This window comes from Microbacterium sp. 20-116 (genome assembly GCF_041079415.1).
Lineage (GTDB): Bacteria > Actinomycetota > Actinomycetes > Actinomycetales > Microbacteriaceae > Microbacterium.
The window spans coordinates 311,789-324,402 of the sequence record NZ_JBFYGP010000003.1; the positions used below are offsets into that span (position 1 = coordinate 311,789).

At 69.4% G+C, this 12,614-nt stretch carries 8 protein-coding genes and 1 pseudogene; 4 read left to right on the forward strand and 5 right to left on the reverse strand.

Annotated features, from left to right (window positions below; genetic code table 11):
* Position 1: 1 nt before the first annotated feature.
* Positions 2-1,120, reverse strand: a complete 1,119-nt coding sequence (locus AB6V29_RS08830) for a M15 family metallopeptidase (RefSeq protein WP_369358080.1) — start codon at positions 1,118-1,120, stop codon at positions 2-4.
* Positions 1,121-1,248: 128 nt separating this feature from the next.
* On the opposite strand from AB6V29_RS08830, the gene AB6V29_RS08835 reads away from it, so the two are divergent.
* Positions 1,249-3,384 (forward strand): intein-containing Rv2578c family radical SAM protein, encoded by a 2,136-nt coding sequence (locus AB6V29_RS08835; RefSeq protein WP_369358082.1) that lies wholly within the window; start codon positions 1,249-1,251, stop codon positions 3,382-3,384.
* A 104-nt stretch (positions 3,385-3,488) separates the two neighbouring features.
* On the opposite strand, the gene AB6V29_RS08840 is transcribed toward AB6V29_RS08835, so the two are convergent.
* Positions 3,489-5,609 carry a DEAD/DEAH box helicase gene (locus tag AB6V29_RS08840; protein WP_369358084.1) on the reverse strand — a complete coding sequence of 707 codons (2,121 nt, stop codon included), beginning with the start codon at positions 5,607-5,609 and terminating at the stop codon, positions 3,489-3,491.
* A 388-nt stretch (positions 5,610-5,997) separates the two neighbouring features.
* On the opposite strand from AB6V29_RS08840, the gene AB6V29_RS08845 reads away from it, so the two are divergent.
* From AB6V29_RS08845 to AB6V29_RS08855, 3 genes and pseudogenes are all read left to right on the forward strand, one after another.
* Positions 5,998-6,630, forward strand: a complete 633-nt coding sequence (locus tag AB6V29_RS08845; protein ID WP_267789229.1) for an antibiotic biosynthesis monooxygenase — start codon at positions 5,998-6,000, stop codon at positions 6,628-6,630.
* Positions 6,627-7,532 carry an aldose 1-epimerase family protein gene (locus tag AB6V29_RS08850; protein WP_369358086.1) on the forward strand — a complete coding sequence of 302 codons (906 nt, stop codon included), beginning with the start codon at positions 6,627-6,629 and terminating at the stop codon, positions 7,530-7,532. The genes AB6V29_RS08845 and AB6V29_RS08850 overlap by 4 nt, the downstream gene beginning before the upstream one ends.
* Before the next feature lie 331 nt (positions 7,533-7,863).
* Positions 7,864-8,397 (forward strand): annotated as a pseudogene (locus AB6V29_RS08855) (DUF998 domain-containing protein); the annotation flags it as partial.
* 319 nt (positions 8,398-8,716) lie between these two features.
* On the opposite strand, the gene AB6V29_RS08860 reads toward AB6V29_RS08855, so the two are convergent.
* The 3 genes from AB6V29_RS08860 to AB6V29_RS08870 all read right to left on the reverse strand — a co-directional run bounded on the left by AB6V29_RS08860 (position 8,717) and on the right by AB6V29_RS08870 (position 12,587).
* A complete protein-coding gene (locus tag AB6V29_RS08860; protein ID WP_369358088.1) occupies positions 8,717-11,878 on the reverse strand; it encodes an efflux RND transporter permease subunit in 3,162 nt (1,053 codons plus the stop codon).
* An 86-nt stretch (positions 11,879-11,964) separates the two neighbouring features.
* Positions 11,965-12,327 carry a fluoride efflux transporter CrcB gene (gene crcB, locus AB6V29_RS08865; protein WP_369358191.1) on the reverse strand — a complete coding sequence of 121 codons (363 nt, stop codon included), beginning with the start codon at positions 12,325-12,327 and terminating at the stop codon, positions 11,965-11,967.
* A gap of 35 nt (positions 12,328-12,362) precedes the next feature.
* Positions 12,363-12,587 (reverse strand): hypothetical protein, encoded by a 225-nt coding sequence (locus tag AB6V29_RS08870; protein ID WP_103206914.1) that lies wholly within the window; start codon positions 12,585-12,587, stop codon positions 12,363-12,365.
* Positions 12,588-12,614: the final 27 nt, after the last annotated feature.

Consider the following 12,614-nt stretch of genomic DNA (forward strand, 5'->3'; position numbering starts at 1 on the left):
GTCAGTAGGTCGGCGCGGCCGGCAGCCCGAAGAACTCCTCGAGGGTGGTGAAACCGCCCTCGTGATACGCGCGGGCGAGCTCCGAGCCGATGTAGCGCAGGTGCCAGGCCTCGGGCTCGTAACCGCTGACGCTCTCGCGACCCTCGGCGTACCGGGTGATGAAGCCGTACTCCCACGCGTGATCGCGCACCCACGCGCCCTGCGGCGACGCCGCCACGTCGTCGAGGGTCTTGCACGAGCCCTTGCACGGGACGATGTCGACGGCCATCCCCGACTGGTGTTCGCTGTAGCCGGGCCGCGCGCTCTCTCGATCCGCTTCGGCGACACCCCCGACTGCCACCCGCCCGGCGTAGGTCGACTTCTGCGTCGTGTACGAGCGGTAGGCGCTGAGGTAGCCGATCTCGCCGACGCCGGCGTCGGCCGCCGCTTTCACGAGCGAGGTAAGAGCGCGCGCGGCGGGAGCACGCAGGGCCGAGTCCTCGAGGGCGCGCACATCGGCGGGCATGACGAGGTCGCCGGGCTGGTAGTCGACCGGGTCGTACGGGCGCTGCTTGTTGACGACGAGCCACTCGCGGTTCGGGTCGGAGAGCGAGACGCAGGGGGCGATCCCGGATGCCACCGCTGCGCGGAAGGCCCCACCGCCACCGGCGGCGTCGATGACGGCGGCGTCGTCCCCCGCGGCGAGCGCGGTCGTGAAGGCGGGATCGTCGCACGGTGTCGCCGTGGCGGCGACGGCGGCGAGCTGGGGCACGGGGATGCCGTCGTCGGCGACGGCCGGAGGGCCCGCGATCTGCGCGACGGCATCGCTCGCCGACTCGGGTAAACCCCCCGAGGCGGCAGCACCGACCGCGATGGCGCACCCGGCGATCACGACGACGGCCGCGGCCACCCCCGCAAGGCGGCGTCGGAGGAAGACGGGAGCGAGTCGACGGATGCCACGGGTCTCGGACGCTCTTTCCTGAGGGGCGTCGGCATCGCGGCGCAGCGCGCGACGTGTCGATGCCGCGGCGGGGGCGTCGTCGGCGACGACATCAGGAAGGGTGAGGGCCGCGGTCGCGAGCCGCTCGGCCTCCGCGCGCGCGGCGCGGCGGGGCGAGGTCTCGGGGTCGTGGCTTGTCACCCCTCCATTGTCGCGGGTGCATCCTGAACGGTCGACCCGGGTGGGGTCGGGGCGCGGGTCTCGAACCTGGACTCGAAAGGACCAGGCACGGTGTTGCCGGATCGTCGAACATGTGTTCGACTGTTCTCATGAGATGGCAGGGTCAGCAGCTGGGGGTGGACGACACGGCGGCGCTCCCGGGCATGGAGCGGATGGACGGCCTCGTCCGCTCGGTGACGACGCCGGAGTTCGCCGGGATGACGTTTCACGAGGTGCTCTGCAAGAGCGCGCTGAATCGCGTCCCCGGTGCCTCGGCCATGCCGTTCGACTGGACCGTGAACCCCTATCGCGGCTGCAGCCATGCGTGTTCGTATTGCCTGTCCCCGGACACCCTCATCTTGAAAGCGGACGGCCGACAGGTCCCCCTGTCGCAGATCCGTGTCGGAGACGAGATCATCGGCACCGAGGGGGGATCGCGAGACCGCCGTTATGTGCAAACGACCGTTCGCGCGAAGTGGAGCACTCGCAAACGCCTCCATCGCGTCACCCTCGCGGACGGCACCGAGATCGAGTGCAGCGCAGACCACCGGTTCCTGACGGAGCACGGATGGAAACACGTCACCGACTCCCCCGTCGCGGGCCGACAGCGCCCCCACCTCACGGTGTCGAACCGTCTGCAGGGTTTCGGAACGGGCGCCCCTCCCTCCGTGGAAGCGCCGGATCCGGACTGGCGCAAAGGGTATCTGACGGGCATGGTGCGCGGTGACGCGGCGATCTCCCACAAGACCCACGACGACGAGAATCGAGTCCGAGAAATCCACCGATTTCGCCTCGCCCTGGCCGATCGTGAGGCGCTCGATCTCGCAAAGGAGCTTCTCGAACAGATCGGCATCGTCACGATGGTCCGCCCCGTCTCCGTGCCCGCTCATCGCCGGCCCATGACGGCTCTTCACACGGCGAAGACGGACGATGTCGCGCGCCTCGAGGACTACGTCGCGATACCGCGGACGCGAAGCCGGGAGTGGATGGCTGGCTTCCTCGGGGGCATCTTCGACGCGAAGGGCTCTGACTCGGGCGAAATCCTGCGCATAAGCAACGCGAACGACGAACTTCTCTCGTTGGCCGAAGAGGCCTTCGCCGCGTTCCGATTCGATACCGTTCGCGAACCCTCTCGCCCGGGCACTATGTCGGATGTCCGCCTGCGCGGAGGGCTCGCCTCGAGACAACGATTCTTCGATATCGCCCACCCGTCCATCACGCGCACACTCGATGTCTGCGGGACAACGGTCGAGACCAGCGTGGACGTGAGAGTCGTGAGCATCGAGGACATCGGCTACGACATCGACATGATCGACATCACGACGGACACCGAGGATTTCGTCGCGAACGGCGTCATCAGCCACAACTGCTTCGCTCGCAAGACCCACGAGTACCTCGACCTGGACTACGGGGCCGACTTCGACTCGCAGATCGTGGTGAAGGTGAACGTGGCCGACGTCCTGCGCACCGAGGTGCGCCGGGGGTCGTGGGCGCGCGAGCCCGTGATGCTCGGGACGAACACCGATCCCTATCAGCGCGCGGAGGGTCGGTACCGCCTCATGCCCGACATCGTCGGGGCCCTCACCGACAACGGCACACCCTTCTCGATCCTCACCAAGGGCACGCTGCTTCGACGGGACCTCCCTCTGCTCGCCGAGGCCTCGAAGCAGGTGAAGGTCACGCTGGCGATGTCGATCGCCGTCTTCGACGACGTCCTCCAGCACTCGATCGAACCGGGCACGCCCAGTGCCGAAGCCCGGCTCGAGACCGTGCGCGCGGCGACCGCGGCAGGATTCCGGGTGACGGTGTTCCTCATGCCGATCATGCCGCACCTCACCGACTCGATCGCCGCCCTCGACGACGCCCTCGCGCGCATTCGCGAGGCCGGTGCCGCACGCGTCGTCTACGGCGCACTCCACCTTCGCCCCGGTGCGAAACAGTGGTTCTTCGACTGGCTCGAGCGCGAGCATCCGCACCTGGTCTCGTCGTATCTCGGGCTGTACCCGGGGGTCTCGACGACGGCCCCGAAGGCCTACCGCACGTGGCTCGGCAAGCGCATGCGGCCACTCCTGCGCATGCATCGTCTCGACGGGTGGGACGAGGACGACCATCCTCGTGGCCGACCGCAGCCGGGATTGGCCGCGAGGACACCGCCCGCCAGCAGCCTCGGCCCGGTCCGTGTCACCGGCGTTCCGGCATCCGGTCGTCCCCGTGTCGCCCCGGCCAGCGAGCCGACGTTGTTCTGAGGGCCGGCCAGCGGCGCGGGGGCTCGACGGTTCTCGCGGTCCCGGCATCCCGAGGATGCACGAAGCCCCCGTCGCTGAACGTGACGGGGGCTTCGAGCGACGGGTTACGCGTCGACGTTCGAGAGCTGACGACCCGAGAGCTCCTCGAGCACGTCGTCACCGAGCGCGGTCTCTTCGAAGGGAGCCTGGATCTCGGCGCGGTCGAGCAGCTCGGTCATCCGACGGCGACGCTGACGCGTGATCAGCGTGACCACCGTGCCGGCGCGACCCGCGCGGCCGGTGCGGCCCGAGCGGTGCAGGTACGTCTTGTACTCGTCGGGAGCGTCGGCCTGGATGACCAGGTCGATGTCGTCGACGTGGATGCCGCGAGCGGCGACATCGGTGGCGACGAGCACGTTGACGCGACCCGAGGTGAGCTTCTCGAGGTTGCGCGTGCGCTTCTGCTGGTTGAGGTCGCCGTGCAGAGCGACCGCGGCGATGCCGGCGTCGTCGAACTGCTCGGCGAGCATCTCGGCGTAGGCACGGGTGCGGGCGAACACGAGGGTCTTGCCCTCGCGGTCGACGAGCGAGTCGAGGATCTGCGCCTTGTCGCGGTGCTCGATGACGAGGACGCGGTGTTCGATGGTGCTCGAGTCCTGGTCCTCGCCGGCGACCTCGTAGACGGCCGGCTCGACGAGGAACTCGTCGACCAGGGCCGCGACCTCGCGGTCGAGGGTGGCCGAGAAGAGAAGCTTCTGGCTACCCTTCTTGGTCGCACGGAGGATCCGCTGCACGGGCTCGAGGAAGCCGAGCTCACACATGTGATCCGCCTCGTCGAGGACGGCGATCTGCACCTGCGAGAGGTCGAGCTTGCCCTGGTTCAGCAGGTCTTCGATGCGGCCCGGGGTGCCGATGACGATGTCGACGCCCTTCTTGAGCGCACCGACCTGACGCGCCTGGGGCACGCCGCCGTAGACCTGGGTGGTGAACAGGCCCACGCTGCGCGCGAGCACCTGCACGGTGCGGTCGATCTGCAGGGCGAGCTCGCGCGTGGGAGCGAGGATGATCGCCTTGGGGGCGCGTCCGAACTCGCGACGCTGACCCGCCTGCGAGCGCAGGATGCTCTCGACCAGCGGCGCACCGAAGGCGATCGTCTTGCCCGAGCCGGTGCGGCCGCGGGCGAGGACGTCGCGTCCTTCGAGGATCGGGGCGACCGTGGCCGCCTGGATCGGGAAGGGGCTCGCTGCGCCGAGACCGGCGAGGGCGCGGACGAGATTGTCGCCGAGACCCAGCTCGGCGAAGCCTGCGCCGGTGACCGTGGCGGCATCCACGGCCTCGGCCTGCAGGCGCTCGTGCACCACGTCGACGCGCTGCTCGTGCTCCGCGGAGCGCTTCGGAGTGCTGTTCCAATCACTGCGGCTCGGGCCGTCGTTGCGACGCGGGCGGTCGTCGAACGAGCGTGCCGGGCGGTCGTTGCGGTCGAACGAACGAGCAGGGCGGTCGCTGCGGTCGAACGAACGAGCGGGACGCTCATCACGGTCGAACGAACGCGCGGGACGGTCGCTCCGGTCAAACGAACGAGCCGGACGGTCGTTGCGAGCGAACGAACGGACCGGACGGTCGCCGGCGTCACGACGGGGACGCTCATCACGGTCGAACGAACGCACGGGACGATCGTTCCGGTCAAACGAACGCGCCGGACGGTCGTTGCGATCGAACGAACGGGCGGGACGGTCGCCGACGTCCCGACGGGGACGCTCGTCACGGTCGAACGAGCGAGCCGGGCGGTCGCTCCGGTCGAACGAACGAGCCGGGCGGTCGTCGCGATCGAACGAACGCGCCGGACGATCGTTCCGATCGAACGAACGAGCCGGACGGTCGTCGCGATCGAACGAACGCGCGGGACGGTCGCCGGCGTCACGACGGGGCCGCTCGTCACGGTCGAACGAACGTGCGGGACGATCGTTGCGGTCGAACGACCGGGCGGGCCGATCGTCGCGTGCCGACGAGCGGATGTTGCGGGCCTCGGCACGGCCGGCGCGGTCGGCGGCGTTCCAGCGGCCCTTGTCGGGGGTCGCCTCGGCCTCGGGACGGTACCCGCGGTGGTTGGGGCTCTTGCTCCCGGGCTTGGCGGGACCCTCTGCACCGGGACGACGCTTGCGGTCCTGGAACGAGGTCTTCGCGCCGTAGCGGGGCTCGAAGTTCTTGGCGGCGCGGCCGCCGGCGGGCTTCTTGTTCTTGGGCATGGAAAAACTTCCTGGGTTCTGTTCGCGCGAAACAGCGACACCGCTCGTGGCGGTGCGATACCCGGACTCTCGTCGGCCGGGGGCCAATTCACTAGTGATGGTCGAGGCCGCGATCGCGTCCTGTCCATCGGCCCCTTGGACTCACAAACCCATCCGCGCGTCACGCACGGTGTCCAGAGCCGACCACACCACGTTACCGGTCGCGCCTGGGAATGGCATCCACGTTCCCGCCCTCGGGCACCAGAACAGGAGGATGCCGCCTCAACAGGCCGATCCGGCGGCGAACGGCTGTTCCGTCGCAGCCCTTGCTCTCGATCGCCGTGCGCGACACCGGACCCTCCGACGGGTTCGGGGATCTCGGCCGCCGGGCCTGCACGAAGATAGACGCATGGCAGACACCGACGCCCACCCCATCACGGTGGCGATCGAGCGGCGCATCGACCCGACGCGCACCGCCGAAGCGACCTCCTGGATGCAGGCCGGCACCGACCTCGCGACCACTTTCCCGGGCTTCCTCGGCTCGGGGTGGGTGCGCGCGGGTGAAGACAGCGACCTCTGGTACATGCTGTACCGCTTCCGCGACATCACGACGCTCGAGGAGTGGGAGAGCTCGACGCAGCGCCAGTGGTGGCTCGACTCGGGGCGCCCCTTCGCGCGCGAAGAGCGCAGCGAACGACGCACCGGGATCGAGGGCTGGTTCGACGCCCCGCACGGCTCGATCCTCGAGGCGGCGACAGTGACGGAGGCCGGAACCCAACCGATCCACCAACCGGTGCCGGCGGCTCCCCCGCGGTGGAAGCAGGCCGTGACGATCTGGGTCGGGTTCTTCCCGACGAATCTGGCGGCGTCGTGGCTGCTGGGCTTCGTTCCCGGGTTCGCCGAGATCCCCCTCGTGCTGCGCGTGCTCGCCACGACCCTCATGCTCACTCCCGTCATGACCTACGCGGTCCTCCCGTGGGTCACCCGCATGCTGCAGCCCTGGCTGCAGCGTCCGCGCCGATCGCGAAAGGCCACGTCATGACCGCCGACCCCACCGGATTCCGCTTCCGCCTCCGCGGCGAGCACTCCTCCGCCGAGATCGCTCAGGTGGGTGCCGCGCTTCGCGCGCTGACGGTCGACGGCGTCGACCTCGTGCCGCGCTACCCCGACGACCTGCCCACGCCCGCGGCATCCGGAGTCGTCCTCGTCCCGTGGCCGAACCGCATCCGCGACGGTAAGTACTCCTTCGACGGCGAGGACCAGCAGCTCGCGATCAGCGAGCCGAAGTTCGGCAACGCCAGTCACGGCCTTTTGCGCTTCGGGACCTATCACGCCCTCGAGCACAGCGACGAGCAGCTCGTGCTCGGCGCCGAGGTGGTGCCGCAGACCGGCTATCCCTTCCACCTGCGCACGCGGGTCGCGTACACCCTTCGCGCCGACGGTCTGCACGTGAGCCACGTCATCGAGAACGTCGGGTCGAAGGCCGCCCCCGTCGCCCTGGGCGTGCACCCGTACCTCCACATCGGCGGCGTTCCGACGGAGGATCTGGTGGTGCGATCGACCGGCACGACCACGCTCGTCCTCGACGACCGCAACATCCCCGTCGACGAGGTGCCGGTCGATGCCGCCACCGACCTGCGCGAGGGTCGCCGTCTCGGCGATGCCTCGCTCGACAACGGCTATCGCGGATTGGAGCGGGATGCCGACGGCCGGGCGCACCACACCCTCACCGCTCCCGACGGTCGGTGCGTGCAGCTGTGGCAGGATGACGGGTTCCGCTGGGCGCAGGTGTTCACGACCGATCGCTACCCCGGGCAGTCCCTCGCGGTGGCGATCGAGCCGATGACGGCTCCGGCGAACGCTTTCGCGACCGGGACGGACCTGGAGCGACTCGAACCGGGCGCGAAATTGACCAGGGAATGGGGCATTTCCTACCGCGCGTAAGGCGGTCTTGTCCCCCAAATGGGGGACAAGAAATTGGGCATATGACCTGGGAATTTCCCAGACAAGCCCTTTCCTGAAAAGGCGGCGCGAACGATACCATGTGCCCTGACGGTTTCCGTCAAGGCCGGGGGAGGCAAAGGACCAAGGTTTCTCCTGGCTCATTGCCCGAATGAGCCGACGGGGGCCGAGGGTCCCGCGGTGTGGGGGGATCTTCGTTCCGTCCTGAGGAAAGATCCCCCACATGAGCAACGCGCTCCGCTCCGTTGTCCCCTTTTCGCTCCCGGTGCCGCGTCTGGGCACTCTCGCGCGCCGCCTGGACGCGATCCCGACGATGCACGTCGGCGGGGCGGCCCTGATCGTCCTCGTCAGCGGACTGCTGCTGTCGATCGCCACGACGAGCGACCCTCTGTGGTGGCAGTTGCACTTCAGCCAGCTGGGGATTTTCGGCGACCTCTCGAGCGCATTCTTCAACACCACGCTCAAGGTCAGCGGAATGATCGTCGTGGTCTTCGCCTTCCGCGTCCGTCGCGATGTGCGACGCGTGGGTCGCGGTCCCGTCCGTCGGGGCGCTGCGACGGTGGCCTTTGTCTGCCTGAATGTCGTGGGCGTCAATCTCGCTCTCGTGGGCTGCATTCCTCTGAACACCGACAAAGACCTTCACGACAAGGTCGCGGGCTCGATGGTCCTGGGATTCCTCGCTCTGCTGCTGAGCGCGCCGTTCCTCTTCCACCGTCTCGGCAAGCGGATGGCGATCGGCACGGGGATCGCGACCGTCTGGCTGGTCGTCTCGATCACGCTGTTCGTGTCGGCGACCATCAACCTGGCCCTGTTCGAGACCATCTCGTGCGCGGCGATGTTCGCGTGGTCGGGCATGTTCACCCAGATCCTCGCGTCGGCGGCGACGGCGGCCACGTCGAAGCCGACAGCGCAGACCCCCGCCGAGGTGCACCACGCCCCCCGCCGGCGCCGTCGCCTGCCGCTCGCCCGGCCGACGGCCACCCGTCGACCCGCGCGCTCGGCGGCGCAGCGCGCCCCCCGTGTCGCACCCGCTCACCCCGTCGAGGGCTCGTCGCTCCGCCCCGATCGCGCGTCGACGCCCACCCCGACCGGTGACCGGCGACACCTCGGGATGAGCACCGCGAGAGGGACGGGACGCCGGGTGCCGGCATCCCGCCCGTTCCGCGTCAGTGCTTCTCGCGCAGTTCTCGGCGGCTCAGGGGGTGCCCGTCGTCGGCCGTCGGCTCGACGCGCCCTGCCTCTCGCGCCGCCCGCCGATCACGGCGCCTCTCGCTCGCTCCTTCGATGAGGTTGTAGAGCGTCGGCAGCACCAGCAGCGTCAGGAACGTCGACGACACGAGCCCGCCGATCACCACGACCGCCAGCGGCTGCGAGATGAATCCGCCGTGACCGGTGATCCCCAGGGCCATCGGCACGAGGGCGAAGATCGCCGCGAGGGCCGTCATCAGGATGGGACGCAGGCGTCGGGCGCCTCCCACGACCGTCGCCTCGAAGACGCTGAGACCGCGGGCCCGGTACTGGTTCACGAGGTCGATGAGCACGATCGCGTTGGTCACCACGATGCCGACGAGCATCAGCGCACCGATCATGCCCGCGACCCCGAGCGGGACACCCGTGATCAACAGCATGAGGATCGCTCCGGTCGCCGCGAACGGCACCGACACGAGCAGCTCGAGCGGCTGGCGCAGCGACTTGAAGGTCGCGACCATCACCACGTAGACGATGAGGATCGCCGCGAGCAGCGCGAGGCCGAGCTGACTGAACGCGTCACGCTGGTCGGTGACCGAACCACCGACCTTCGCCGTGGCCCCCTGCGGCAGGGAGGTGTCGGTGAGGGCGGCGGTGACGCTGGCCGACGAACTGCCCAGGTCGTCGGTCGTCGGCGTCACCGTGATCGTGGCCGTGCGCAGCCCGCGCGAGGTCGAGATCGACGGCGGGGTCTGGCTCTGCTCGACGGCGGCGATCTCGTCGAGGCGGACGTTGCCGCGCGCGCTCGGGATCTCGAGGGCGCGCAGGTCGTCGATGGTCTTCGGCGGGTTGGCGGTGGCGACGTACACGGTCACCCCGCGTCCGTCGAGTTCTACCGTGCCGGCCTGCCGCGGCTGCTGCGTCGCCGAGACGAGCGCACCCACGGCGCGTTCGGACAGCCCGCGCTCGGAGGCCGCGTCGCGGTCGACGCGCACGGAGACGAAGGGGAGGGATGCCGAGAGGCTGCTGGTGACCTGACCGATGCCGTCGCGCCCCTGCAGACCCGCGACCACGGCATCGCTCGCCTGCTGCAGCGACTGTCCGTCGGCGGCGGTGACGTCGACGGTGATGCCGGCCGAGCCGAGTCCGCCGCCGGAGGCCGCGACCTCGATCTCGCCCGCGTCGGGGAGCGCCTCGAGTTCGGTGCGAACGCGGTCGCGGAGCTCGACCTGGTCGACGCCCGATTCGGAGGTGATCGAGTACGTGATGCCCGAGCCTCCGCCCGAGAAGGCGTCGCGCAACGCCGACCCGCTCGAGCCGATCGAGGTCTGCACCGTCTGCACGCCGTCCGTGTCGAGCAGAACGGCCTCGACCTTCTGGGCCGCCGCGTCCTCGGCATCCAGGCTCGGGGCGGAGCCGATCTTCTGAGTGACGGTGAAGGTGTTCTGACCGGAGTCGCCGAGGAAGTCCGTCTTGAGCAGGGGGACGGACGCGAGCGTCCCGCCGAGCACGAGCACGGCCAGAGTGAGGGTGACCCACGAGTGCTTCAGCGTCCAGCGCAGCACCGGAACGTAGGCCTTCTGCAAGCGCGAGGGCGGCGCGGTCGGCGACTCGGGGTCGATCGGATTCCCCTCGGCGTCGCGGATGACCTTTCCGGGCTTCAGGAACCACGACGCCAGCACGGGCACGATCGTGAGCGACACGAGCAGAGAGGCCGCCATGGCGATCGTCACGGTCAGCGAGAACGGCCGGAAGAGTTCTCCCGTCACGTCCCCCACGAAGGCGATCGGGAGGAACACCGCAACGGAGGTGATGGTGGATGCCGTGATGGCGGCCGCCACCTCGCGCACCGCGCGCACGATCGTGGGGATCTTGTCGGCGTCACCGACGTAATGGCGCTTGATGTTCTCGATCACCACGATCGAGTCGTCGACGACGCGGCCGATCGCGATCGTGAGCGCGCCGAGCGTCAGGATGTTCAGCGAGTACCCGAAGGCCTGCAGCCCGACGAAGGTGATGAGGACGCTGGTGGGGATCGAGATCGCCGTCACGAGCGTCGACCGCACCGACATGAGGAAGATGAGGATCACCACGACGGCGAAGACGAGACCGAGAAGCCCCTCTTGCGCGAGGGCCTCGATCGACTGCTGGACGAACGGCGCCTGGTCGAAGACGACCGTGAACTTCGCGCCCTGACCGAGCTGCGATTCGAGACCCGGGAGCGCATCGAGAACGCCACGCGAGACGTCGACGGTGTTCGCGGCCGGGAGCTTCGTGACGGCGATGGTCAGGGCCGGCTGCCCGTCGACGCGCGACAGCGTGGTCACGGGGTCGGGCTCGAGGGCGACCGTGGCGACATCACTGATCTTCGTCTGCCCCGCCTGGAACTGGGCGGCGTCGGTAGGCACGAGCGGGAGGGCGGAGATCTCGTCGACGCTGGTCAGCTTCGACCCGGTCTGCACGGTGAGGGTCTGGTCGCCCTCGGTCAGGGAGCCGCCCGGGAAGAGCACGCCGTTGGCACCGAGGGCGTCGGTGATCGCCTGCTGGCTGAAGCCGCGCTCGGCGAGCTTGGTGGTGTCGGGGGTGATCGTCACGCGCTGGGCGGTGCCGCCCACGATCTGCGCGCCGTTGACCCCCGCGACATCCTCGAGGTCGGGGACCACGCTCGTCTGGAGGATCGACTGCGTCGCCTCGGCGTCGGTGAATCCCGTGACGGCGAGCTGGATGACGGGGAAGTCGTCGATGCTGGCCGACGCGACGGTGGTGTCGGCGGAGTCGGGGAGCTGGTCCTTGATGCGCGCGATCGCGGCGAGGATCTTCTGCTGCGCCCCGGCGAGGTCGGTGCCGTAGGTGAACTTCGCCGAGACGATCGACGAGTTCGTCGTGCTCGTGGCGGTGCTCGATTCGAGCCCCTCGACACCGCGGATGGCGTTCTCGATCGGGGTCGAGACATCGGTCTCGACGACCTCGGGCGACGCCCCCGGGTAGGTTGTGACGACGGCGAGCTGGGGGAACTCGATCGAGGGGATGAGCTCCTGCTTGAGGCTGGTGAGCGCGAGCCCGCCGAAGACCGCCGCGACGATCGTGACGAGGGCGATGAGGGCGCGGTTCTTCAGGCTCAGGACGGCCAGGTACGACACAGGGGGGACCCTCCGGGTAAGTCCGATACAGGAATGTATCGAAGCTCAGTATCCCATGCACTCCCCGCGGTCGGACCGCCGCATCCTCACAGCGCCGACCCGATCGACAGTCCGACTGCCGCCGCGACGACGGACCCCAGGAACGACGCCACCGCGTACGAGACCGCCGCGCGCGAGCGCCCCTCTTCGGCGAGCAGAGCCGTGGTCACGGCCACCGCACTGAAGGTCGTGTACCCGCCGAGCAGGCCCGTCCCGAGGATCCACCGCCACGACTCGTCGGCGGGAAGGGGGGTCAGGATGCCGAGCACCAGTGCCCCGGTGAGATTCACCACCAGGATGCCCCAGGGGAACCGCTCCCCCGTGCGGCGCCGCACAGCCACATCGAGCAGATAGCGCAGCGCCGCCCCCACGCCGCCGGCGAGGGCCACGGCGAGGAAGATGAGCGGCATCACGCCGCCAATCTACCCCTCGCCGTGCGGGCCCCTCACGCCTCGAGCGCCTCGACGCGACGACGCAGTTCGGATGCCTTCTCGGCGCCGATCTGCGCCTCGGCGAGCTTGAGTGCGGCGCTCGCGGTGAGCGTGCGCGCCACGAGGTAGGTGGGGCTCGCTGTGAGGTCGGGGATGACGTCGAGGATGATGCCCTCGGCATCGGGGTCGGTCATGAGCTTGCCGAGCTTGATCTTTGCCAGGTCGTAGCGAGCGGTCATCGGTCCTCCTTGAACGGGGCGCGCCGT

Excerpts from the sequence above, each read along its gene's own strand:
- AB6V29_RS08835 (WP_369358082.1), top strand. The coding sequence starts at position 1,249 with ATGAGATGGCAGGGTCAGCAGCTGGGGGTGGACGACACGGCGGCGCTC.
- AB6V29_RS08840 (WP_369358084.1), bottom strand. The coding sequence starts at position 5,609 with ATGCCCAAGAACAAGAAGCCCGCCGGCGGCCGCGCCGCCAAGAACTTC.
- AB6V29_RS08845 (WP_267789229.1), top strand. The coding sequence starts at position 5,998 with ATGGCAGACACCGACGCCCACCCCATCACGGTGGCGATCGAGCGGCGC.
- AB6V29_RS08850 (WP_369358086.1), top strand. The coding sequence starts at position 6,627 with ATGACCGCCGACCCCACCGGATTCCGCTTCCGCCTCCGCGGCGAGCAC.
- crcB (WP_369358191.1), bottom strand. The coding sequence starts at position 12,327 with ATGCCGCTCATCTTCCTCGCCGTGGCCCTCGCCGGCGGCGTGGGGGCG.
- AB6V29_RS08870 (WP_103206914.1), bottom strand. The coding sequence starts at position 12,587 with ATGACCGCTCGCTACGACCTGGCAAAGATCAAGCTCGGCAAGCTCATG.